Source organism: Paenibacillus sp. FSL H3-0457 (assembly GCF_037981725.1).
In the GTDB taxonomy this organism is placed as follows: Bacteria; Bacillota; Bacilli; order Paenibacillales; family Paenibacillaceae; genus Paenibacillus; species Paenibacillus amylolyticus.
Genome location: NZ_CP150283.1, coordinates 2,187,473 through 2,212,919 on the forward strand (window position 1 = coordinate 2,187,473; position 25,447 = coordinate 2,212,919).

Annotated in this window: 14 protein-coding genes and 1 tRNA gene; 13 read left to right on the forward strand and 2 right to left on the reverse strand. The window is 46.2% G+C overall.

All coding sequences use genetic code 11. The features are described from left to right. Nucleotides 1–330 precede the first annotated feature (330 nt). From MHH25_RS09910 to MHH25_RS09955, 10 genes are all read left to right on the forward strand, one after another. Nucleotides 331–2,151: an ATP-binding protein gene (locus MHH25_RS09910; RefSeq protein ID WP_036669981.1), complete on the forward strand. Its 1,821-nt coding sequence runs from the start codon at nt 331–333 to the stop codon at nt 2,149–2,151. Nucleotides 2,152–2,267: 116 nt separating this feature from the next. Further along, nucleotides 2,268–2,996 carry a response regulator transcription factor gene (locus tag MHH25_RS09915; RefSeq protein ID WP_036609823.1) on the forward strand — a complete coding sequence of 243 codons (729 nt, stop codon included), beginning with the start codon at nt 2,268–2,270 and terminating at the stop codon, nt 2,994–2,996. Between the two features lie 152 nt (nt 2,997–3,148). Further along, a complete protein-coding gene (locus MHH25_RS09920) occupies nt 3,149–4,330 on the forward strand; it encodes a methyl-accepting chemotaxis protein (protein ID WP_340019900.1) in 1,182 nt (393 codons plus the stop codon). A gap of 229 nt (nt 4,331–4,559) precedes the next feature. Further along, nucleotides 4,560–5,315, forward strand: a complete 756-nt coding sequence (gene pstB, locus MHH25_RS09925; RefSeq protein ID WP_036609821.1) for a phosphate ABC transporter ATP-binding protein PstB — start codon at nt 4,560–4,562, stop codon at nt 5,313–5,315. A 63-nt stretch (nt 5,316–5,378) separates the two neighbouring features. Continuing rightward, nucleotides 5,379–6,038 carry a phosphate signaling complex protein PhoU gene (phoU, locus tag MHH25_RS09930; RefSeq protein WP_036609819.1) on the forward strand — a complete coding sequence of 220 codons (660 nt, stop codon included), beginning with the start codon at nt 5,379–5,381 and terminating at the stop codon, nt 6,036–6,038. A 233-nt stretch (nt 6,039–6,271) separates the two neighbouring features. Continuing rightward, nucleotides 6,272–8,926: a DNA polymerase I gene (gene polA / locus MHH25_RS09935; RefSeq protein ID WP_340019901.1), complete on the forward strand. Its 2,655-nt coding sequence runs from the start codon at nt 6,272–6,274 to the stop codon at nt 8,924–8,926. A gap of 118 nt (nt 8,927–9,044) precedes the next feature. Continuing rightward, entirely contained in the window at nt 9,045–9,872 is an 828-nt protein-coding gene (gene mutM, locus MHH25_RS09940) for a DNA-formamidopyrimidine glycosylase (protein WP_036669994.1), read from the forward strand. 100 nt (nt 9,873–9,972) lie between these two features. Then, complete coding sequence (locus MHH25_RS09945) at nt 9,973–10,788, forward strand: manganese efflux pump (protein ID WP_340020482.1); 816 nt, start codon at nt 9,973–9,975, stop codon at nt 10,786–10,788. A 9-nt stretch (nt 10,789–10,797) separates the two neighbouring features. Next, a complete protein-coding gene (gene coaE, locus MHH25_RS09950) occupies nt 10,798–11,394 on the forward strand; it encodes a dephospho-CoA kinase (protein WP_340019902.1) in 597 nt (198 codons plus the stop codon). Beyond that, a complete protein-coding gene (locus tag MHH25_RS09955; protein WP_036609809.1) occupies nt 11,391–11,954 on the forward strand; it encodes a lytic transglycosylase domain-containing protein in 564 nt (187 codons plus the stop codon). The genes coaE and MHH25_RS09955 overlap by 4 nt, the downstream gene beginning before the upstream one ends. Before the next feature lie 82 nt (nt 11,955–12,036). Here MHH25_RS09955 and MHH25_RS09960 read toward each other — a convergent pair whose 3' ends face one another. Then, nucleotides 12,037–12,258, reverse strand: coding sequence for an alpha/beta-type small acid-soluble spore protein (locus tag MHH25_RS09960; protein WP_017689472.1), 222 nt, complete (start codon nt 12,256–12,258; stop codon nt 12,037–12,039). Between the two features lie 116 nt (nt 12,259–12,374). On the opposite strand from MHH25_RS09960, the gene nrdR reads away from it, so the two are divergent. Beyond that, nucleotides 12,375–12,842 (forward strand): transcriptional regulator NrdR, encoded by a 468-nt coding sequence (gene nrdR, locus MHH25_RS09965; RefSeq protein WP_036609807.1) that lies wholly within the window; start codon nt 12,375–12,377, stop codon nt 12,840–12,842. 184 nt (nt 12,843–13,026) lie between these two features. Beyond that, nucleotides 13,027–13,099: transfer RNA gene (locus MHH25_RS09970), tRNA-Ala, on the forward strand. A 257-nt stretch (nt 13,100–13,356) separates the two neighbouring features. Here the strand turns inward: MHH25_RS09970 and MHH25_RS09975 are convergent. Then, nucleotides 13,357–16,977 (reverse strand): S-layer homology domain-containing protein, encoded by a 3,621-nt coding sequence (locus tag MHH25_RS09975; RefSeq protein WP_340019903.1) that lies wholly within the window; start codon nt 16,975–16,977, stop codon nt 13,357–13,359. 393 nt (nt 16,978–17,370) lie between these two features. Between MHH25_RS09975 and MHH25_RS09980 the strand changes: the two genes are divergently transcribed. Then, a complete protein-coding gene (locus tag MHH25_RS09980; protein ID WP_340019904.1) occupies nt 17,371–25,419 on the forward strand; it encodes an immunoglobulin-like domain-containing protein in 8,049 nt (2,682 codons plus the stop codon). Nucleotides 25,420–25,447 lie beyond the last annotated feature (28 nt).

A 25,447-nucleotide genomic window follows, 5' to 3' on the forward strand; every position in this document is an offset into this window, starting at 1 on the left:
CTGTTGATACAACTATGATATTTTATTATTAGCCTTGTCTCACTGCAGTTGATAGCGTATTGCAAAGTACTGACTGAAAAGATTGGGAGTCCCCTAATCTGTGATATGATAGATCGAGCAATTATACTCGGAGGGACAAGTCATATGAAAATGAGCAAACAGAATGCAGCACATTATATATGGGGTGGGAAATTGCGATGATGAATCGGAGCGACGAAGAAGTGGAGTTTCTTGTAATTTCCAATCCGGGTACCCGTGGGGACCGAATTGAACTGGATTCAATGTAGAGCAATTCATTAGATATTAATCTGATCATAAAGGAAGAGATAGATGAGACCGTTCCGAATTCGCCTTGCCATCATTATGATGGTGCTGATCGGTGTATCCGTCATTGTGGCTGGATATACGATGGGCAGAGTGTTTAAGACTACGCATATAGCCGCATTGGAGCAAACCATGGTGCGTGAAATTAATCTGCTCAAAGCAACTTTTCCATTCCATGATGCAAGTGATCCAACCTCGGAAGCCACACGAAAGTATTATTCAGATCGGGCGCTGGAACTGGATCGTCTGACGGATTCCCGGGTAACCTTCATCAATAAAGACGGCATGGTCATTGGGGATTCCGAGAGTGATCCGGCCTCCATGGATAATCACTTGAACCGTGAGGAGATTAAGGGTGCCGTCGGAGATGGATACGGGCAATCCATACGTTACAGTGAGACATTGGGACAAGACATGCTGTATGTAGCGCTACCTGTGAATTCGGATCAAAGTGACATGATTGAAATACCTAGTGGCAAATTTGATGGTTACATTCGTCTATCCATGAGTCTACAGGCTGTGGATCAAGGGCTTCAGCGTGGTTGGATGATAATGTTTGCTGCACTTGGGCTATTGTTCTTAATTGTCGCGTTTGTCAGTTATCGGGTTGCACGTGGATTAACCTCCCCGATTGAGCATATTACAAAAGTGGCCCATCGGATCACCAAGCTGGAATACGATGCCAGAGTTGATGTAACGCGTAGAGATGAGATCGGACAGCTGGGGCTTGCCATAAACGGAATGGCAGACAGCTTGCAGTCCCAGCTGAAGACGATCCGTGACAATGAAGCGTTGTTACAGAGTGTCCTCGCGAACATGACCGGAGGTATTGTCATGATCGACGCAGGGCAATCCATTGCACTGGTCAATCGGGAAGCGGAGCGTATGCTTGGTATTCAGGCAGGAAAGGTTACGGGTAAACCTTATACTGAATTGAAAAGACACTACGAATTAACTCGCACCATTGAAGAGAGTGTTGCACTGAAAGAACGGATGCATGAAGAAGTGAGTGTGTTCAACCCGGAGGAAAAACTGATCCGTATTGATGGAGTACCGATGTCCGAAGATGATGGTGGGTATCGAGGCATGTTGTTCCTGTTGCAGGACGTGACGGCGATTCGCCGATTGGAGTCAATGCGCAGTGAGTTTGTTGCAAATGTCTCTCATGAGCTCAAGACACCAGTCGCTGCGGTCAAAGGGTTTGCCGAAACGTTGCTCAGCGGCGGGGTACAGGATAAGGAGACAGAGCGATCATTCCTGAAAATCATCTATGATGAAGGAGATCGACTTAACCGATTAATCGGGGATATTCTGGAGTTATCCAAAATTGAATCGAAACGCGCACCGTTGCAATGCTCACCTGTGCATGTACACTCTTTCTTCGAAATGGTGCTGGGCACCTTGTCCAAGGTGGCGGAGAAAAAGCAAATTCGTCTGGAAATGCATGTTCCGGAGGAACTGTACATTGAAGCGGATGAGGACAAGATGAAGCAGATTTTCATCAATCTGTTATCCAACGGCATCAACTATACCCCCGATGGTGGACGAGTGAAGTTACAGGTGACGATGGATAATGATGATGAAGTTGTCTTTGCCGTGTCAGATACAGGAATTGGCATACCGAAAAAAGATTTGCCGCGAATCTTCGAGCGGTTCTATCGTGTTGATAAAGGCAGATCTCGTAATTCAGGGGGCACAGGCCTTGGACTTTCCATCGTTAAACATCTGGTGGAATTGCATCATGGCAAATTGTCTGTAGAGAGTGAACTGGGCATGGGGACAACGTTCCGTGTGATCCTTCCATTCATTCAAGACGAAGAGATGTAGGCGTCTGGTATCAAATTGTAAAAAGTGTGTATTGTTTTACACCGCGTTAACAAATTAGTGCTATGATAGAAAAAGTGTTGTGGCAACAGACAACCTATGAAGAGAGAAGGGGTATCATGGCACAGCGTTTACTAGTTATTGAAGATGAACCTACATTATCAAGATTACTCACGTATAACCTGACACAGGAAGGTTACGACGTTACGGCAGAGGATCACGGATCTGCAGGATATGATCGGGCCTTGTCCCAGGAATTTGATCTCATTTTGCTGGATTTGATGCTTCCGGGCATGAATGGTCTGGACATTCTGAGCAAGTTAAGAATACAGGGTGTTAGTACACCGGTTATCATTCTGACGGCCAAGAACGGTGAAGCCGAGGTTGTACAGGGACTGAAATCGGGTGCCGATGATTATATTACCAAACCGTTTGGTGTATCTGAGTTATTAGCCCGAGTGGATGCGGTATTAAGACGTTATTCCAATGGTGAAGATTTACCACAGCTTGAGGACAAGGATGGCTCACGAATTATTCTGGGAGAGCTGGAGATTTATCCTCTGAAATATGAAGTGACACTGGGTGGACAATCCATCAGTCTGCGTCCGAAAGAGTTCGAAGTACTTCTATATTTGGCCAAAAAGCCGGGTGTGGTACTGACAAGGGATGATCTGATGAACGCTGTGTGGGGCTTCGATTATATCGGAGGTCAACGAACCGTGGACGTTCACGTCAGTTCATTACGTAAAAAGCTGGAGCTGGACCCGGAATCGGTTCACATTGATTCGATTCGTGGTGTAGGTTATAAATTGGTTGTCAAAAGAAAAACTCCCCATCATTCAAGTTAGCAATGATCGGGGAGTTTTATTTTACGTTCATTTAACATAAAGGAAGATTTTTCTTTACGTAGAGGGAGTAGCATGGACTTATCTGAGTGATACTTTGTACCTACATAACCCACCTCAAGACGGAGGTATTACGTAAAGGAGATTGCGCATTTATGCCCATGTTGCTCGAAGTGAAACCTGACCAGCCTCATGTTGTTTTACATAATGAAGAATTAACGACACCCATAATGGAGCAAACTGAAGTAGCACTAGTTGCTGAAGAATCTGTGATCCATTTGCAGGACTATTATCGTCAGGTACCTGTCGCGGGGGTCCATACGACCTGTGGAGAAGCTGCTGCGATGATGAATCAGGATAAGGAACACCCCTGTATTGTACTGTGTGATGAGCAGATGAAACCCACTGGATTGTTAATGCGAGAGACGTTATATCGGATGTTAAATGGCCGTTTTGCCGCAGATCTATTCTACCGTAAGCCGGTCATACAAGTAGTGAATACATCTCCGGTTATTGCAGATATTCATATGGAAGCCTCAACGATTATTGATATCGCACTTGGACGCGATGAACAGCATTTCTACGATTGTCTGCTGGTTACGGACCAAGGCAGACTGCTTGGTGTGTTGACGATGCGAGACGTAATGTCGCTATCTCGCAGATTGCAACAGGCTGTTACGGAAGAGCGCATACGTACAGTAACCGAGAGCAGACAGGAGATATCCAGAATCAACAATGCGGTCACCAAGCTGGTGAATGCAGCGAATCAGACCGTTCATGAGGCCCGTGAGATCATGGCATTGTCCAAGCAGGGCGAAGAGAGTTTGAAGCACGTTGACGCTTCTTATAACCGGGTACATCAGCATATGGAGAGTCAAGGACAACATGCGGATCACATGCTGAATTCGATCAAAACAGGCTCAGGCATGGCACAATCCATTCGCTCCCTGGCAGATCAAAGTGGTCTCCTCGCCCTGAATGCTTCCATCGAAGCAGCTCATGCCGGTGAATATGGACGAGGTTTTCAGATTGTTGCAGGCGAGATTCGAGCGCTCGCAAAACAGACCCGTGAGGTTGCGGGGAACATGTCTTCATTGCTAGAGAATATTGGTGGACTGACCCTTCAGACTGTTGAGCTGGTTAAGGCAAGCGGAGCGGAGATTGACGACAGTTCGGTGCATGTCACCGCAGGGGGAGCAACGTTCCGACAACTGAACAGTGCGGTGAGAGATTTGTCTCGTATAGCAGAGGAGATCGCCATGGAAGGCGGGAAAGCAGGAGAAGTTGCAGAGCACATTCGTACGAAGCTGGATGAGATGGTTTCGAATGGAGAGTAAACTATAAGGTAGTCAATAAAGCAGGCATCAGCAATCAGATTGATCCATCAAGCAGATCATGAAGGTTAAGGATGTCTTTTTTACATTCCGTTAACATGAAAGTGATACTGTTTTTACAATGAAAGGGTAGGATATTAAAGATGGCCGAGCAGCGATGAAAGATTATCAGTATCGGTCTCAACGTAAAGGGAGTTTCCGTGTCCCTGCAGCGAAGGAGAAGTGAACATCCATGAAGGACCTCATTCACATTGAAAATCTTAATTTATATTATGATACGCATCACGCGCTTAAAAATATATCGATGGATCTGCCGGAAAAAACCGTTACTGCGTTCATCGGGCCGTCAGGTTGTGGTAAATCGACATTGCTTCGCACGTTAAACCGGATGAATGACATGATTCCGGGTGTTCGTGTGGAAGGACAGGTTATGCTGAATGGCTCTGACATTTACAGTAATGAGATTGAAGTGGAGACATTGCGCAAACGAGTTGGCATGGTGTTCCAACAACCGAACCCTTTTCCAAAATCCATATACGATAACGTGGCTTATGGACCTCGCTTGCACGGGGTAACCCAAAAGGCTGAACTGGATCAGTTGGTGGAACAAAGTCTTGTCCATGCTGCCCTATGGGATGAAGTGAAGGATGTATTGAAAAAGTCGGCACTTAGTTTGTCTGGCGGACAACAACAGCGTCTCTGTATTGCACGGGCGCTGGCTGTACAGCCTGACGTTCTGCTGATGGATGAAGCAACGTCTGCACTCGACCCGATCTCCACATTGAAGATTGAGGAGCTAGTGAAAGAATTGCATCACAAGTACACGATCGTTATGGTTACCCACAATATGCACCAGGCGGCACGGGTATCTGGACGCACGGTATTTTTCCTGAATGGTGAAGTGGTGGAGGCAGCTGATACGGAGACGTTATTCTCCACACCGCAAGATTCCCGGACCGAGGATTATATATCTGGAAGGTTCGGTTAAGCGAGCTGAATTGGAATGATCCCGGCATACCCGGAGATGATGGATAAGGAGGACATGAAATCTATGATTCGCAGAAAAGAATTTGATCAGGAGCTTGAAGAGCTGCGTACCTTGCTCAAACAAATGGGTGAACATGTAGGAGCAGCATTGGATGGTGCTATTGAGAGTTTACAAACGATGAACGCGGAGAAAGCTCAGGTCATCATCAAGAATGATGCGAATCTGAATGCCCTTGAAGACAAAATTATGGAACTTGGCTCCAAACTGATCATCACACAACAACCGGTGGCAAAGGATCTCAGACGTATTATCGTGGCATTCAAAATCTCCAGTGATCTGGAGCGTATGGGAGATCTTGCGCTCGACGTGGCGAAGGTGACACTCCGTATGGATGGACAGAAGCTGATTAAACCTTTGGTGGATATCCCGCAAATGGCAGAAATCGTGAAATCCATGATTGATGAATCCATCGAATCTTTCCTGAAAGAAAACACAGACCTGGCCTACAAAATGGCTCAGACAGACGATCAGGTCGATCAACTGTACAGCCACATGATCAGTGATCTCTACACGTTAATGTCAGAGCATCCTAATCAGGCTTCTCAGGCTATGCTGCTGATGATGGTTGGACGTTACATTGAACGGATTGGCGATCATGCAACCAACATTGGTGAGAGCACGGTATACCTGGTGACAGGTAAACGTCCGGATCTGAATCAATAGAAGAGCATTGCTTTGGAATTGGGGAATCAGTACTGATTAAGTAATGCAATCATATGAATGGAAAAGGACTTTCTCTCAGGTAGGCTGTGTACAGCTGTCTGTGGAGAAGGTTCTTTTTTGTGATTAAATGTGAAGTGAAAGAGGCTATTCTTTTTGATGTGACAGGTGGGTATGGTATCATGAGAGTAGATGTAATTTGAAGAGGTTGACCATATAATACGCGAGGTGCTGGAATGGACAAGTTTATTCTCATAGATGGAAATAGCATTATTTACAGGGCGTTTTTTGCAATGCCGCCTCTGACCAACTCGAAAGGTCTGCATACCAATGCGGTATATGGCTTCACTACGATGCTGCTGAGATTGCTTGAAGAGCATAAACCTACACATGTCATGGTTGCATTTGATGCAGGCAAAATCACGTTCCGCCACGAAGGGTATCAGGAATACAAGGGTGGACGGGAGAAAACACCACCAGAGTTGTCAGAGCAATTCCCTTTGCTCAAAGAACTGCTGAAAGGACTTGGCATTGCTCAGTTTGAGCTGGCTGGATTTGAAGCGGATGACATCATCGGAACGTTAACCAAACGCGCAGATGAAGCGGGTAGACAGGTGCTCGTTGTATCGGGTGACAAAGATATGCTGCAGCTTGCTTCCGAACATGTACATATCGGGCTGACGCGTAAAGGGGTAACCGATATTGAGCTGTATGATCCTGCTCAGATTAAGGAGCGTTATGGCCTGACGCCGTTGCAAATCATTGATCTCAAGGGTCTGATGGGCGATGCGTCCGATAACATTCCGGGGATTCCAGGGGTTGGAGAGAAAACAGCGTTGAAGCTGCTGCACCAGTTCGGATCGGTAGAGAATGTGCTGAACGGCACAAGTGAACTGAAAGGCAAGATGAAAGAAAAGATCGAGGCCCATGCCGAAGATGCCCGGATGAGCAAACAACTCGCGACGATTCACCGGGAAGTTCCGCTGGAGCAGACGTGGGAGGATATGCAATTCGCTGGATTAAAAGAAGAAAATGCGGGCCCTGCATTGGCCAAGCTGGAATTCAAATCCTTGCTCGAACGCCTGTCGTTCAGTGGCAGCATCGGTTCTGAACAGGAAGCGGTCCCTGCTGCCGAAGTTGAATCCTCCATTGCAACAGAGGGCAACATCAGTGAGCTGTTCAGTTCACTGGATTCCATTGATGTCCTCCACGTGGAGACACATGGGGATAACCCGCACCAAGCGAAATTGATTGGACTTGCTGTAGGTTCCGCTGGAACGTATACGTTCATATCTCCCGAATTGCTTCATTCCGAGGCTGCGGCTCCAGTGCGGGCATGGCTTGGTGATTCAGAGCAGCCGAAGCGCGGTTATGATCTTCATCGTGTGGACCTGGCCCTGCATGCGCATGACATTGAATTCGCTGGTGCGTCATTTGATGTACAACTGGCAGCGTATTTGCTTGATCCAACGGAATCCAATCAGACGATTAGTGGACTCACGACCAAGTATGGTCTGCCGTCGCTCGTAGAGGATGACACGGTTATGGGCAAAGGGGCCAAGTACAAGGTACCGGAAGTGGAGATCTTGGGTGATTTCCTATGTCGGAAGGCTGCTGCAGTAGCAGCCATTATTCCACTTCAGGAGCAGGTGCTGGAAACCGATGAGATGAATTCACTGTTCCATGAACTGGAGATGCCGTTGTCACGTATATTGGCGGACATGGAGAAACAGGGCATCAAGGCCAATACAGCCGATCTACAGGCTTTGGGCAGTGAGTTTGAAGAACAGATCAGCAGGTTGATGGCTGAGATCTACAAGCTGTCAGGAACGGAATTTAATCTGAATTCACCAAAGCAACTGGGTGAGATTTTATTTGATAGACTGGGCTTGCCAGTGGTGAAGAAAACAAAAACGGGTTATTCCACAGATGCGGAAGTATTGGAGAAATTGGCTCCTTATAATGATGTGGTCAAGCATATTCTGCAATATCGTCAGCTTGCCAAGCTGCAATCCACTTATGTGGAAGGATTGCTCAAAGAGATATCCAATCGGGATGGCAAGGTGCATACGTATTATCGTCAGACCATTGCTGCAACGGGACGACTTAGCAGTCAATTCCCGAACTTGCAGAACATTCCGATTCGGATGGAAGAAGGTCGCAAAATCCGGAAGGTATTTGTTCCTTCCGAGCCAGGATGGTCCATTTTGGCAGCAGACTATTCCCAGATTGAACTGCGAGTACTGGCCCACATTTCGGACGATGAGCGCTTGAAGGAAGCGTTTGTCAACGATATGGATATTCATACAAAGACCGCTTCGGATGTATTTGGCGTGAATCCTGAGGATGTGGATGGGGATATGCGTCGTTCCGCCAAGGCAGTTAACTTTGGTATCGTGTATGGAATAAGTGATTATGGCTTATCACAGAACCTGCATATTACACGTAAAGAGGCTGCGCAGTTTATAGATCAGTATTTTGAAGTATTCCAGGGTGTCCGCCGATATATGGATGACATTGTGAAGGAAGCTCGTCAGGATGGTTACGTCAAAACGCTGTTGGAACGTCGTCGCTACCTGCCAGAGATTAATGCCAGTAACTTCAATCTGCGTTCCTTCGCAGAGCGTACGGCGATGAATACACCGATTCAGGGAACAGCGGCAGATATCATCAAGCTGGCCATGGTACAGATGGATGAAGCGCTGCGGGAACGCAAGTTGAAGAGCCGTATGTTGCTTCAGGTGCACGATGAACTTGTATTCGAAGTGCCTGCGGATGAATTGGAACTGATGAAAGAGTTAGTCCCTTCTGTTATGGAAAAAGCATTGGAACTGTCGGTTCCGCTGAAAGCCGAAGTCAGCTTTGGTGATAACTGGTACGAAGCGAAATAAATCAAGTGCTGCGCGGTTTTTCCGGTATTTTACAATAGGCCCTTCCATGTTTGAGATATAAGAAAAGGGTCCCGCTGAGCGCCATCTTCCGTTATAATATAGGGGAGGTGAGAACATCATGCCGGAATTACCGGAAGTCGAAACAGTCAGAAGAACATTGAATCAACTTATTGTGGGCAAAACGATTGATCATGTTACCGTTAGCTTGCCGCGGATTATTCAGCGGCCGGACGACATAGATGCATTTGCAATGGAACTCGCGGGACATACCGTCATTGGGGTGGAGCGCCGCGGCAAGTTTTTGCGTATTTTGCTGGACGGGCTGGTGCTTGTCTCCCATCTGCGGATGGAAGGAAGGTACGGTGTGTACGAGCAGCATGAAGATGTGGAGAAACATACACATGTGATCTTCCATTTTAATGATGGTACGGAATTGCGTTATAAGGATGTGCGTCAATTTGGTACGATGCATCTGTTTAATGCAGGTGAGGAACTGGTGTCCAAACCTCTGCTGAAGCTGGGACTGGAGCCGCTTGATCCAGCCTTTACGGTAACTGCATTCCGCGAGGCGGTTGGCAAGCGTACAACCAAAATCAAGGCTGTACTTTTAAATCAGGCATATGTGGTTGGTATCGGGAATATTTATGTGGACGAGGCTCTATTTCGCGCAGGTATCCATCCCGAGACCATCGCCAAGACACTGACCGAAGCTCAGTTAACGGTGCTTCATGAAGCGATTGTGGCTACGTTGCAAGATGCAGTGAATGCAGGTGGATCTTCCATCAAGTCCTATGTGAATGGACAGGGTGAGATGGGGATGTTCCAGCATCAACTGAAAATCTATGGACGCAAATCAGAACCTTGTACAACTTGTGGTACGTTAATTGAAAAAACGGTGGTTGGTGGCCGTGGCACGCATTTTTGTCCGAACTGTCAGCTGCTGTAACATGAACTGAATGAACGAAATGATGAAAACATAGCACCCTTGGATTCCTCCCTCCATATACTGATATGGCAGAAATAAGCGGGCGTATACCCATACTGGCATCTTCAGTTGGCACGAGTACCGCACAGAGGAGGAGTCCGGGGTGCTGCATCATTTTATTTCATTGCTGGCGCTTGCTTTGGCGCTTAGTTTAGATGGTTTTGGAGTCGGGATTACATATGGGTTACGGAGGACTAAGATTCCCCTGTTATCTATCGCTGTTATTTCGATCTGTTCGGGATTGGTTATTGCCTTGTCGATGCAAGTAGGTGTGTTGTTGTCCCATGTGGTGTCACCGGATATCGCTTCGATCGTGGGAGCCGTTATATTGATAGGTATTGGTGCATGGTCACTGTTGCAACTAATTCGAAAGCAAGGCAAAGAACAGCTGGAAACAGACACTGGAATGGGTGAGGCAGCAGAAGCAAAGGTAACTGGAGTGGGAGAAGCACAAGAGAGACTGTCGGCTTCAAAGGGCAGGAATCAGGTGCTCGCACTGGATCTGGAGCAGTCGGCTTCAAATGGATCACTGGAACGAATGGTATTTACACTGGAGCTACGCAAGCTGGGCGTTGTCATTCAGATCCTTCGCAGTCCCTCCAAGGCGGATATGGATAACTCGGGGAGTATATCTGCTCAAGAAGCGATGTGGCTGGGTATTGCCCTGTCTCTGGATGCGTTTGGAGCAGGTTTGGGAGCGGCACTTCTGGGATTCCCTACACTATGGACAGCACTCATTATTGCACTGTTTAGTGGGGCTTTTCTGTCACTCGGCATGAAGGTTGGCCTACGATTCTCAGCTCTGCGCTGGATGCGAAGACTGTCTGTATTGCCAGCGCTATTGTTAATGATTATGGGAATAATGAAGTTGTTATGAGGTGAAACGATGAATATAGGCTTAACCGGCGGGATCGCGACAGGCAAAAGCAGTGTTTCCGCCTATCTCGCCAGTAAGGGAGCGTTGCTCATCGATGCAGACGTTATTGCCCGGGAAGTTATGATGCCCGGGCATCCCGTGTTGGCCGCCGCTGTTAAGCGGTTTGGACAAGCCATACTGAACGAAGATGGAACACTGGATCGGAAAAAGCTCGGAAGTATTGTTTTCGAACAACCAGAGGAACGAAAGGCATTGGAGGCTATCACACATCCGGCGATCCGAAGAGAGATGCGCGAACGGGCTGCTGCATACGCGTTGCAACATCCGGATAAACTTGTGGTATCTGATATTCCTTTGCTCTACGAATCAGGTCTGGAGGACGGTTTCGAGGAAGTCATGCTTGTATATGTCCCGAGATCGGTGCAACGAGATCGCTTGATGAGTCGGGATGGAATGACTGCAGCACAGGCTGAGGCTCGAATGGATGTACAGATGGATATTGAGCGCAAAAAACAGCTGGCTGACATTGTCATCGATAACAGCGGCTTATGGCCTGAGACGGAACAGCAAATTGACTCATATCTACAGCGTAAGGGTTTGTTATGAGAATATTGCGTAAGAAACGTGTATTGCTGTTGATGTTTGTTTCCTTTGTACTGGTGTTATTTCTGAATACAAACTGGATGGCATGGTTCTATCCCATACATTATAAGGAAGAGATCCGTGCCCAATCTCAGAGCTATGAGGTTGATCCGTTTCTAATTGCTTCCATTATCAAGGTGGAGACCAATTTCAAGACAAGCAAGGAATCCAAACGAGGTGCCATTGGGCTCATGCAACTGATGCCGGACACGGCGAACTGGATACTGGAACAAGCCAAAATTCCCGACACTTCGCTGGAGGAATTAAAGCACGAGCCAGAACGAAATATTCAGTTAGGCACATGGTATCTGCGGAATCTGTCCGATCAATTCGATGGCAATGAAGCAGTTATGATCGCTGCCTATAATGCGGGTCCAGGCAAAGTGAACAGTTGGCTTAGAGATGGTGTATGGGATGGCTCGTTCGATACAGTGAAAGATATTCCGTTTGGTGAGACGCGTCACTATGTACAAAGAGTCATTTACTATTATAATCAGTATGTAAAGATCTATAATACGTTCTAAGTATATAAGTAGAAGCACAGAGCAGGCCGGTTGTTCACCGGCCGCTCCATGCTCCTCTGTGTAGCGTATTACGATGCAGATATTATTGGTATTGACCTGCCAATTGCTGTTCTGCAATTGTTACCAGACGCTTCGTGATGTATCCACCGATCGAACCGTTCTCGTAAGAAGTCATGTTACCTTGGTATCCGTCTTGTGGGATGCTGATTCCGAGTTCTTGAGCAACTTCATATTTCATTTGCTCGAGTGCTGCGGAAGCTTTAGTTACCACCAAGTTGTTGGAGTTACCATTGCTTTGTGCCATTGCTGTTCACCTCCTCGCGGGTTGGTAAAAGTATTATGTGTCGGCAATGCGTTTTTCATTACAAAATCAGTACAGGGAATATGTGGTAAAAAGTAAAACGTGGGAAGTGATCTGTTTTGAAGTGTCCTTATTGCGGTTATATGGGTACCAAAGTGCTTGATTCGCGTCCGGCCAACGAAGCAAAATCCATTCGTCGTCGCCGTGAGTGTGAGCAGTGTGCCCGAAGATTTACAACGTTTGAGATGATTGAGGAGACTCCACTGATCGTCATTAAGAAAGATGGCAGTCGTGAAGAGTTCAGCCGGGACAAAATTCTCCGTGGGCTTATTCGTGCCTGTGAGAAACGTCCAGTCTCCGTAGAGACCCTGGAGATGATGGTATCTGAAGTGGAGAAATCTCTGCGTAATACAGCCGATGCTGAAGTTGAGAGTCGCCAGATTGGTGAGTTATTGATGGAACAGTTGTTTCCGGTCGATGAAGTGGCGTATGTCCGTTTTGCGTCGGTATACCGCCAGTTCAAAGATATCAATATGTTCATGAAAGAACTGAAATCCCTGTTGTCCAAAGACGATCTGGAGGATTAGTGAAGTTGGTAAAGGGAGAAGAGCAGTCTGGAGTTCCAGTCCGTGTGTACCAGAGAAATCGGTTGTTCTTCTCCAATCACTTTGGATCTTAAAAAGTGATTGACAGCGAAAGCTGGATTTTATATGATATAGGAGTCGCCTGTGGAACATAGCAGTGTTGGACAAGTTATCTATTTCATATCCTGGGGCCTTAGCTCAGCTGGGAGAGCGCATCGCTGGCAGCGATGAGGTCAGGGGTTCGATCCCCCTAGGCTCCATAATCAAGAATGCCATCACATTATTGTGATGGCGTTTTTTTGTGCGTGAAATAAATCAGAACATGCATTAATTAATTAATTAATTAATTAATTAATTAGAATTTTTTGGACTTGGGGATGAATATTCTAGATGCAAAAATAGAGGGTTTAAAGTCCTGACTGTGGAGTTGTCAAAAAAAGTACAGTTTGAAAACAAGCAGCCCCTTCCGGCTGGAAATTGACCAACCGGAAGGGGCTGCATTTATCTGTATACGCTTTCATTTAGCCAGATATTCGACGAATCTTACAAAGATCGTGGCTACTTCGGCGCGGGTGGCGGTGGCTTTGGGAGCAAAAAAGTTGCCCGGTTTGCCTAATACAATGCCGTTGCCTTGCAGCGCCTGAACGGCTTCCAACGCCCAGGAGCTGATCTCACTCTGATCCGTGAAGGACTTAGCGTGGCTTTCAGGTATCTCATAGCCCTTGTACTTCATATAGTTGTACAGTATCACCAGCATTTGCTCGCGTGTCATCGGTGAATTGGGGTCAAACAGGTCTGCGTTTGTACCGTTGACTATGCCTTTTTCGGCCGCCCACTCGGTTGCCGCCGTGTACCACTGTCCGTCCGTCACGTCGTTAAAGCGGGAGCTCGTGTAGCTGGAGAGGTTTACGTTCTCAAGATTGGCCAGTACCTGCACGAACATTGCACGCGTCATTGCGGTGCGGGGTGAGAACGTCGTGGACGTCGTGCCGTTGAAAAGATCGTATGTGTAGGCGAAATTTATATCGTTGTAGAACCAGTCGTCCATGTTGGCATCCCTGAAAGGATTGCCCGATAGCACGAGGAAGCCCAGTGGGGTGGCGTCATCAAACGCCAGCTCCGTACCCTCACGGATGTTCAGCGACATGCCGTTATCTAAGCTAACTTTTGCGCCGCTCGGTCCTACCACAACCGCTCCGCCGCTCCGTATCTTCGATCCGCCGTGGATATCCACACGGTTGCCGTTGGGCAGGTTCACATGCGCGTCTTTGCCGCCTACTGTAACCGTACCGTCGCTCGCTATCGTCGAGCCTCCCGAAATGGTCACTGTGCTGTTGCCGCCGGGGAGTGTCACTTCGGCGCTCTTGCCTGCCGGAATGGTTACCTTACCGTTTGAGTCTATCGTTGTGCCTTCGGGCACCTTAATCTTCGTCCCGCCTTTGGTCGCAATCTCGCCGCCACCGGGAAGGGTGGTGTTGCCGTTTTTGTCTGTGATCGCGGGTTTATCCTTCGGTGTATTCACTGTGTAGGTCGACTTTAACGTTCCAGCGTCTGTCCCGGTGCCCGTATTGTCGGTGTTGCCCGTATTACCGGTGTTGCCGGTATTTCCGGTGTTGCCCGTATTGCCGCCAGAATCAGGCACAGTGGGAGTCGTCGTCTTCATCGGCGTCGTCGTTGCACTGATCTCCGCGCCGTCGCCCTTTGCATTCACCGCGATGATGGTGAAGTTGTAGCCTTGGCCGTTTGTCAGGTTCTTAAAGGTATATTTGGTCTCCGTCGCATCCAGTGTGACCGGCGTCACGTTGCCATACCATACCTTGTAGCCCAATATCGCACTGCCACCGTCGTCAGCAGGGGCGGTCCAGCTCAATGTGACCTGTCCGTCACCCGCTGTCGCCTTGAAGCCGCTCGGAGCACCGGGGACGACCGGTTTTCTCTGCGAGAACATCCAATCAAAGACGTCTGTGTAGTCATTGTTCCAAACCGGCAAGTTAGAGGACTGCGCCGTGGGAGCTATGCTCCAATCCCCCATAGTTATCTCGTTGTAAAGAACCGCCGCTTCAACTTCGTGCGCTATGTAATCAGCCAGAACAGGTGTGTTGGCCGGATTAGGCCTCAGATTTGGCTGATCAAATTGATTGTAGGGCCATGTAAGGACCTCATTACTCTCAAAGCGCGAAGCCCTCGCGTTGATCATTTTCGGCATATTGTTATTGATGAAGTTATTGAGGTTAGTCTGGTAGCCTCCAGCATTATGAGCATTTAAAAACATCCAATAGGCCAGGTTGTTGTGAGCGTCGTTGTCCTTAGCATTCGGTGAACCGCTTACCGGGGCCATAGGTGCGGCGGCGGCGAAGAAGCCAGGGTGGCTGTTAACTAAGTTGTTTGTATACTGGCCGCCCCATGAGAAGCCCGCCGCGTAAACACGATTAGGGTCTACTTCGCCGCTGGCAATCAGGGCGTCTATGACCTTCTTAACATTCTCTGTTGAGGGAACAGATACGCCATTATAGGAAATATTCAGTACATGGCTGGCGTACTTGTCAGGATTTTTCTCCATTTTTTTCATTAGAGCGACCGAGCCGTTGGCGGATTTCATGGCCGCTTTTTGGTCTGTCGCAGCGTTTGTGCCGCCGCGTGACATGCCGTGGGTATAAACATACAGCGGCAATCCTTTGATCACTTTACCGTCTTCATCCTTGTGAAGGTAGAGCGAGTGATTGACCGAATTGTCCGTGAATGTTGTAAACTTGTCAAGGATCGGATTCACAACTTTTTCCTGTTCAAAAACCACGTTGCGAAGTGGACTCCCTTCTGTCAGTACGATCTCTCCGTTTGGGACGATGTTGTAAACCTGCTTTGTCGAGTTACTGCTGCCATCCAGCGTTGTTTTGCCGCCGCTCGCTGAATAAAACTCAGACTCAACTACGATGTAACGGCCACTTGCCAGTCCGTCCTGATAATCCGGTGAATTGCTTACCGGCCCCAGATAGCCGCGTACCTTCGGTTCGTCATTAGCGTATACCCTTGTGATCTTGCGCGTCCCTTCAAAGGTCACCGCTTCGCCGTTCAGGGTTGTGTTCCTGGCTGACAAGGTAAACAAGCCCGAATTAAGCTCGGAGCCTAACGCTGCCTTCCCCTCGCCTAAGTCGATGATGACAGCCGTTGTGTACTCGCCACTGGCGAAGTTGTCATCCCATACGATAAAGGGAAGTATCCCCGCGTCCGGATCGTTTTTGAATGTTACGTGAATTGTATGGTCAGCCTCAATATTCGAAAAGGTATAAGTGCCAGCAGATAGAGTCGCGGTCTCGCCGTCTACCGTTACGGTATCCACCATTTTGCCGGAATCGGGGGCAAACGTAAATTCTTTGTTAGAGTCCCGATCTACTCTCAGAACATCGCCGGGTGGGTTCGGCGTTATTCGGCCGCCCGGTCCCGCAGTGGCGGTGATTGAGAATCTGGTGTCCACTTCATTGGCTAAAGAGAGCTGCAGGCTGTCTGTAAATGAATCAGAGCTGTTATAAGCTGCGTCTGGAACTCCAAAACTGGAAACGACTTCATAGCGGTCACCGCCTTTTTCCGTTGAGTTATTAATATAAACCTCAAAGGTAAGCTTGCCCTCCTCCAAGGTCAAGGTTCTTTTGGGTATTCTCATCTCCACGATATATCCTGTTTCCGTGATCTGGGTCCATGCAGCTCTGCCCGGAGCGGCCTGCCCTGAGAACACGCCCGTCGCGCTGACGCGCCATTGGTTTGAGCCTCCGGTTCCGGTGCCGACATAAAACTCCAGGCTGTCGTACTGGTGATCTCCGCCAGCTCCCTGATATAGATTACTGTCATTCACAACTACTCTGGAATACAGGTAGTCATAGTCCCAAAGGATTCTGGCTGTGCCCGTGGCATGGGGTCTGGGATCGGCGGGCACAGTGCTTTTGTTGATGTGATGCTCCATGGTCTGGCCCCAGAGTGGATCGTTTGACCCGAGTTCGGGAGTTCCAAAAATGGCGGTGGGTGTTTCATTCGCTTCTGCGTTCTCGATGTTGTCAGTGGCGGCTGCATAGCTCGTAGGCATTAGCGACGCCACCATTACCAAGCAACAGAGGAACGCGAGCATTCTGCTAAATCGTTTTGGCATAAATGAAAATCCTCCTTATTTTTCGATGCGGTGCGCCATGGCTTACCGCATCGTATTCGGACACGTTGTCCATATAACAAGCGCCCAACTATATATATTATGTTTATCAGGCGTTCAATCCTTTAATTTACCTATAGAGTATATTAAGAATGAAAACGATTACTTCGAAGCATAGGGATAGTGTTGAAGTTTGCGGGAATTGCAATAAAAAAATCCACCTTATGAACAAGATACTACATTGAATTGGAAGTGTTGAAGACGTAATATGAGAAGAAATGTAAGCGCATTCTTTTTTTAAAACGTATCTCTATTTCCTTGAGCGAGGTGGTCTGGTTTTAAAGGTGAGAGATATGGGTTGTATGCTTCTGAAAATTAATCGAAGGGAAGAATGCTATGCGGAAGCAAATTACAATCCTAATGTTAGTTTTACTTATGACCTTCAGTAGCTGGTTTAATCTTGTTCTGCCATTTAGCAATCAAGCTTCAGCGGACACGATAACACCAACGATGTTGGCACATTATCCATTGCTTGAGGATGTACAGGATATATCAGGTAATGAAAAGCATGGAACGGCCGTAGGAGACATTACGTACACCGATGGTCTCACTCTGCCTGGGGGAACAGATAGTAATACAAACTACGTTCAGCTTCCTACTGGTTTGTTTGATAATCAAGAAAATACAACGATATCTGTATGGATCAAGAGCAACACTGGAAGTGGGAACTACTCAGCATTATTCTACGGCACTCCAGCAGCTGGCAATAACTTGCCAACGAATTACTGGATGTTTAATCCATCGAATCCAGGTGGTGATTTTAAGTCAGTATTTACGAATAACAATAATGTTGACCAGCCTTGGACGACTGAGGTAGGGGTATCAGGCACTTCAACGACACCGTACGAAGGTCAATGGGTGCACTATACGACGGTCATTACAGAACGCTCTATTACAGGTTACATTAACGGTGTAAGTATAGGCACGACCGCCAAAGAGAAAACAACAGCAAGTTTTGGTACTGATTTGCATGCTTACATCGGTCGCTCCAATTATTTAGGGGATGCTACTTTTGCAGGCAGCTTTCAAGATTTAAGAATTTACGGAGAGGCACTAAATAATGAAGATATCGCTGTAGTATATGAACAATCGTTTAATGAAAAGCAAATACAACAAGGCAAAATAGAGCTAACGTTAGGTGATATATCGGCAGTTACAGAATCTCTTGAACTGCCTACTCAAGATAAGAATGGCGCAATGATCTCATGGACTTCTAGTGATGAGAGTGCGATTAGTCCAACCGGGGAAGTGTTCTTACGAGAAATGGAGCAACAAGTGACGTTAACTGCAACCATTTCTTTGGGTGGAAGCCAGGCAACGAAGGAGTTTATTGTTACCTTACTACCTAAGGATGACTCTATTGAGCAGATTGCCGTTAAGAGTGTCTTGCTTAATGAATCTACATTTATTTTATCAGTGGGGGACAGCGAGACATTAGTAGCTACTATTTCACCTTCAAATGCAACGAATAAAAGAGTTATCTGGACATCTAGTGACTCCAGTGTAGCGATTGTCAATTCAACGGGTAAAGTTACAGCTGTTAGTGAAGGTACAGCCACAATTACGGTACAGACGGAAGATGGAGAGTTTACAGCTACATCAGCCCTTACCGTTAAGGGAAAATCGCTAAAAGATGATCTTATTCTTCATTACAACATGAAGACGACTGAAGAAGTAGACGGTCAACTCGTACTGAAGGATGTTGCCAATAAGGCAGTTACATTTGACGGAATATTTAGAAATCCAAACAATGGACAATTCATTTCAAACAGTGAGGTTGGCTTTGTTTCCTTCAATGGTGGAAGCTCTACATCTAATAGTGGGCATGTTGAGATTCCTAAGGGCTCAAATGGACTAGATCTACTACACGGTCTGAATGAGATTACAGTATCTTCAATCGTGAACTGGACGAATGATGGGACGAATCGCTGGATCTTCGGTTTCGGTACTGTATTAACACCAGAAACGAACAAATATTTCTTCGTAACACCACGTCACGGTAGTGGATCAGGTAATATGATTGCCACAGGTATCTCTAAAAATGGCTGGCCGAACGAAGCATTAGTTACAGGTAGCGCAAACTCAAACCTTATCGGTGGGCAGTGGAAGCATGTAACGGTGTCCTTGTCCGAAGCTAGCAATAGGATAACGTTATTCGTGGATGGAGTTAAGGTTGCTTCGGGTAATGCAAAGGGACTAAAGCTGTCAGAAATTATTAATCCGGATGCTACTTTCTCTGGCTTTATCGGTAAATCAATCTTCTCAAACGATCCATACCTTCAAGGTAGCGTAGCTGATTTTCGAGTATATGATCGCGCGTTGACAGAGCAAGAAGTAGGAGAGTTATATCAACAAGAAGGAGCAACTCACATCTCCAAAATACGTCAGCTCACTGTTGATGATGCAGCGAATCAACTTGACATCAGTCGTTACTTAGGTGAAGGCAATAAGAGTACCGATAAGATAACGAGAAACGTTGCATTACCAACAAGCGGTAAAAACGGCGTGAGTATTACTTGGAGTTCTAGTCATCCTACTGTCATTTCTAACCATGGCACTGTACAACGTCCAGCTGTTCAAGCAGGTAATGTTCAGGCAGAGCTTACGGCTACTTTAACGTATCAAGGCGTATCAACTACAGCTGTATTCCCTGTTACGATCTTGAAGCAATTCGATGATCAGCAGAAGGTTGATCTGGACGCTGAACAAATAGAGATCTACAATGCTGACAACGTTAAAGGTAACTTACGTCTTGTTGCTACAGGTGAACAAGGCTCCACAATTACATGGGTATCTAGCAGACCGGCGGTTGTGAAAGGAACGGCTGAAGCGGCTGGTGACGCTACACAGCTAGGCTGGGTAAGCCGTCAAGCTACGGATACGCCCGTTACGCTAATAGCTACAATTACAAATGGTGCAGCTTCTAAAGAGCTAACTTTTAACGTTACGATTAAACAAGCAATTGCGCCAGTACAGCATGATGCTTACTTCTTTGCGTACTTTACAGGTGAATATGAGGGTGGTGAAGAGATATCCTTCGCTACAGCTGAAGATCCATTGTTCTGGAAAGGGTTGAATAATGGTAAGTCGATCCTTCAATCGGATATGGGTGAAAAAGGACTTCGTGATCCATTCGTTATTCGGTCACCAGAAGGTGATAAATTCTATATGCTGGCAACCGATTTGAAAATGGGCGAAAGTACAAATTTCGACCAAGCTCAAATTACGGGTAGTCATTACATGATGATTTGGGAGTCGGAGGATCTCGTTCATTGGAGCGAGCAGCGTATGATCGAGGTTGCTCCTAAGACTGGAGGAAATACGTGGGCACCAGAAGCTATCTATGATCCAGTAACTGGAGAGTATATCGTATTTTGGGCATCATCGATGAAAAATACAGAGACATATGGTGATTATAACGGAAGACCTGCAGGTCAGTACAATGTGATGTACTACGCAACAACAAGAGACTTCTACAACTTCTCGGAGCCAAAGGTCATGATTGATGAGTCACTTCCGACCATTGATACAACGTTTATTGAGCATAATGATATGTTGTACCGATTCACCAAATCAGAAATGAATACTAAAGTGTATGTGGAGAAAGCACCAACTTTTTACTATGACAAGGACAATATTGCAGCAAACGGCCTTCAATACGACGCTGTTCTTGGTACACGTGATAATAAACTTGGCTTGATCGGAAATAATGGAAACAACGAAGGGCAAACGATTTTTAAGGATAATAATAAAGACAAATGGTATCTGTTCCTTGATTCATGGCCATATCATGTTCGATATACAACAGATCTGGATAGTAGCACGCAATATATGAACAATGTATTAAGTAGTGATAAATATGCACTGCCGCCAGGACCACGACACGGGACGGTAATTCCAATCTCACGTGCAGAGTATGATGCTTTGCAAGAGAAGTATGCATGGAAAGGTCCGGCACCATCAACAGACCCGGTTGTACATTACTCATTCGATGCAAATACAGTGAATGGTACAACGGTGAATGATATTTCTGGCAACGGTCATCACGCAACACTAGTAGGTGGAGCAACGATCAATGAAGAGGATCGCATTGGTAAAACGGGTGGTGCACTAGAGCTTAATGGATCAACAGGATATGTGAAGCTGCCAGATAACTTGATTCAATCCTTGAATCTTGAGAAGGCTACGTTCTCTACATGGGTTCAAATGGACAGAAATCAAGCAAATCAAAGAATATTTGATTTTGCTTCCGACACAGGCAGACAGGTTAACCGCAACACCATGTACTTGAGCACACAAGGTGATACAGGTAGTCTAGAGTTTGCTGTCGTAACACCTTTTACAGAGAAATTTAGCAATGACAGCACGCGACTGGGATCAGAATATAAATATGCGGTGAGAAATTCCGGGTTATTACCAACGAAGACTTGGCAGCATGTTGCAATTACAATGGATGAATTTGATGCCGTATTGTATGTGAATGGTCAAGAGGTTAAACGTAGCTCGACATTTAACGTTGAGCCGAGAATGTTACTGGAAACAACGATGAATTATATTGGTAAATCGAGAAACAGCTCTCATAGTTTATTTGATGGTAAATTGGATGATTTCCGTATTTATAATCGTGCATTATCCGTTGAAGAGATTACAACATTAGCTGATGAAGACGTGACTCCTCCAGTAGAACAGCCATCTGGGGCAGAGCTCATTCTTCACTATGATATGAATGATATCGATGGTGCGACGGTTATTGACCAAACAGGAAAATTCAACGGAAAATGGATGAATCCGTCTAAAGCAGAATGGATTCGTACTCAAGATGCTGGTGTACTAAGCTTTACTGGTGGCACAACTAACTCTTATGTAGAACTACCACAAGGAGTGCTTGATGGATTAACGGATATGACCGTTTCATCCATTGTGAACTGGAGCGGTAAAAACGCTGCGGAGTGGTTATATGCATTAGGAAGACCGAACAATAATACACACTATACGTATTTCACACCACGTTATAACGCTAACGGTCTGGCCCGTTTAGGTATCGCGACGAATGCCTGGAATAATGAGTCTTCAACTTCGACCACGGGCTTAAAGAACAATGAATGGAAAGTAGTTACGACCGTTGTTTCAGGCACGGATGGTACACTAACGCTTTATATCGATGGTGTTGCTGTTGCATCAGGTTCAACGAATGGAATGACACTAGAACAAATAAAAAATACTTCAGGCAGTAGTGGAACCATCGGTAAGTCATTTTATCCAGCTGATCCATTCTTCGGCGGTATGATTGCAGACTTCCAAATCTATGATGGTGCTATGACTGCGGCAGATATTACATCACTTAAGGCCCATTCAGATCAGAAGATTGCTTTAATGGAGGGCATGCTTGTATCGGCTGCGACGGAGAAATTAACGATTCATGATCTTCTTGCTGCTAATGCATCAAAAGATACGATTATAAGCAATGTAACATTGCCAACATCAGGTGCTTATGGCACAACAATAAGCTGGACTTCAGATAAGGGGAATGTCATCTCAACTACAGGTGCCGTAACTAGACCAGCTAACGCAACAGGTGATCAAGTTGTAACGTTAACAGCAGTATTTACAGATGGTACAGAGAAAGTTAACAAAACTTTTCAGTTGACGGTTAAGGCATTGCCAAACGATGTCACTTCTGTAGATGAAGCAAAAGCAGCACTAGTCGTTCATAACATTAATGATGTAAGAGGTCATATATCATTACCAACATCTGGACTATATGGAACAACGATTACTTGGGCTTCTGTTCTACCAAACGTTGTTTCAGTTACTGGAGAAGTAAAACGTCCGGCACACGGTAGTGGAAATGTAGACGTGAAGCTTACAGCTACGATTAAGTTGAATTCAGCATCCACGACGAAGGAATTCATTGCGAAGGTGAAGGAACTGCCTGCTGATGAAAATTATGCGGGATACTTTTTCACATATTTCACTGGAGAAGGTACTGCAACAGGTGAGCAAGTTTACTTTGCACTAAGTAACGGCAATGATCCGTTGAACTGGCGAGAATTGAATAATGGTAAACCTGTATTAACCTCTACCTTAGGGGAGAAAGGGGTACGTGATCCGTTCATTATTCGTTCGCCTGAAGGTGATAAGTTCTACATGATCGCTACCGATCTGAAAATTAACGGCAATGGTAACTGGGGTAGAGCACACACATGGGGCAGTCGTTCCATTATGGTTTGGGAATCGAATGATCTAGTCAATTGGACAGATCAACGCATGGTAGAGGTTGCACCAGAAGAAGCGGGTAATACATGGGCACCAGAAATTATGTACGACAATACAACAGGTGAATATATCGTATTTTGGGCATCAAGAATGTTTGATGATGCATCCCATACAGGTGATGCTTATCAAAAAATGATGTATAGCAAGACAAGAGATTTCTATACGTTTACTGAACCGCAAGTATATCTGGATTATGGATATTCAATCATTGACACAACGATGATTGAGCATGAAGGAAAAGTGTATCGCTTTACGAAAGATGAGCAAAACAACGGAGATCCTGCTCCATTTGGCAAGATGATCTTCCAAGAGGTCGGTGACTCGATCTTAGATCCAACCTTCAAGATGATTAATCAAGGCGTTGGTAACATCAAATGGGTCGAGGGTCCAACGATCTTCAAATCGAATACCGATAAAAAATGGTATTTATTCGTAGATGAGTTTGGTGGAAGAGGTTATGTTCCATTCGAGACAACAAATCTTGCATCAGGTGTCTGGACATTATCTTCTAACTACAACTTACCAGCTAGTCCGCGTCACGGAACGGTAATTTCAATTACACAAAGTGAGTATGATGCACTCAACGGGAAGAACGTACCCGTTAGCGGAATTAGCTTGGACAAAACGACGTTGTCCATCGTAGAAGGTCAATCAGGGCAATTGACAGCTACGGTAACACCAGCTAATGCAACGAAAAAAGCAGTGACATGGAGCTCTAGCGATACAGCTGTAGCGACTGTAAGTGCGACAGGTCAAGTAACAGCGGTGGCACCAGGAACAGCAAGGATTACAGTAACTACAGTGGATGGTGGTTTATCATCTAGCGCTACGGTAACGGTAACACCATTGGTTGATGGAACACCACAAGCACCAGGCAGTGGTAATGGAAATGGTGGCGGTGACGGTAACATCCTTGCACCTACAGTACCAACAGCTCCAGGTGGAAATGAGCCAGTGGTCATGGACAACGGTCAAATACACATTAAGCCGGTCGTAAATGAGAGCGGTGCTTCTAAAGTGAAGTTAAGTGCGGATACGGTGAAGCGTGCGCTTGATCAAACGACAGGCGGTAAGCTACACATGCAAGTTGAAGCTGATGCAAGCTTGAACGGGCTAACGATTGAGCTCGCAGTAGATGCGCGCTTAACAAGTGGATCTTCTACGATAGATCGCATCGAGATCAACACAGGCTCTGCAGTTGTAACAGTGGCAACCGAACTGCTTGGAACAGGAACAAGTGCGGGAAAAACGTTAGGATTGTCGATTAAGAAAATTGCAGCTAATCAACTGCCAGCTGGCGCACAAGCTCAGCTGAACGGTGAGGTCGTATACGATATCGAGCTAACGATTGATGGTAAGAAACTTACAGAGTTTGATGGCAGAGATGATCTCGTGATTGAATTGCCATACACACTAAAGGCTAACGAAAATCCAAACAACGTCGTTGTATACGATGTGAAGGACAACGGAGAGCTAAGAGTGGTGACGAATGGTAAATACAATGCAGCGACAGGAAAAGTAGAGTTCAAGCCAACGTATCTGAGCAAGTATACGGTAGCGTATGTTGCAACGAGCTTTAAGGATGTGACCCAAGATTGGGCGAAGGATGCGATCTCAGCATTGGGAGCAAGAGGCATTGTGAAGGGTGTAGGCAACGGCGAGTTTAATCCGAATGGTCAAGTGACAAGAGCAGAATTCATCACCATGCTGATGAAGTTGTTTGAGCTATCGGATGAGAGGGCAACGACAAGTTTTAGTGATGTGAAGCAAGGAGAATGGTACCATGGAAATATCGCAACCGCGCAGAAGCTGGGGATTGTGAATGGGAAACCAGATGGACGATTCGGAGTTCATGAGAACATTACGCGAGAAGATATGGCGGTTATGGTATACAAGGCTGTCCAAATTAAGCAACTAGCGTTAACAAGTGGTGAAGCTACAGCCTTCAAGGATGAAGCACACATCGCAAGTTATGCGAAGCAAGCGGTAGAGACAATCCAGGGAGCAGGCATCATAAACGGTGTAGGTAACGATGAGTTTGCACCGAGGAAGAATGCCAGCCGTGCAGAAGCAGCAGTGATGATCTTTAATTTGTTGGGCTTGATGTAGACACATTAAGTATAGAGAAACGCCATCA

Coding starts and splice junctions, on each gene's coding strand:
- MHH25_RS09960 (WP_017689472.1), bottom strand. CDS start 12,258: ATGGCACAAAGCAATGGTAACTCCAACAACTTGGTGGTAACTAAAGCT.
- MHH25_RS09980 (WP_340019904.1), top strand. CDS start 17,371: ATGCGGAAGCAAATTACAATCCTAATGTTAGTTTTACTTATGACCTTC.
- phoU (WP_036609819.1), top strand. CDS start 5,379: ATGATTCGCAGAAAAGAATTTGATCAGGAGCTTGAAGAGCTGCGTACC.
- MHH25_RS09955 (WP_036609809.1), top strand. CDS start 11,391: ATGAGAATATTGCGTAAGAAACGTGTATTGCTGTTGATGTTTGTTTCC.
- coaE (WP_340019902.1), top strand. CDS start 10,798: ATGAATATAGGCTTAACCGGCGGGATCGCGACAGGCAAAAGCAGTGTT.
- MHH25_RS09920 (WP_340019900.1), top strand. CDS start 3,149: ATGCCCATGTTGCTCGAAGTGAAACCTGACCAGCCTCATGTTGTTTTA.
- MHH25_RS09975 (WP_340019903.1), bottom strand. CDS start 16,977: ATGCCAAAACGATTTAGCAGAATGCTCGCGTTCCTCTGTTGCTTGGTA.
- mutM (WP_036669994.1), top strand. CDS start 9,045: ATGCCGGAATTACCGGAAGTCGAAACAGTCAGAAGAACATTGAATCAA.
- pstB (WP_036609821.1), top strand. CDS start 4,560: ATGAAGGACCTCATTCACATTGAAAATCTTAATTTATATTATGATACG.
- polA (WP_340019901.1), top strand. CDS start 6,272: ATGGACAAGTTTATTCTCATAGATGGAAATAGCATTATTTACAGGGCG.
- MHH25_RS09915 (WP_036609823.1), top strand. CDS start 2,268: ATGGCACAGCGTTTACTAGTTATTGAAGATGAACCTACATTATCAAGA.
- MHH25_RS09910 (WP_036669981.1), top strand. CDS start 331: ATGAGACCGTTCCGAATTCGCCTTGCCATCATTATGATGGTGCTGATC.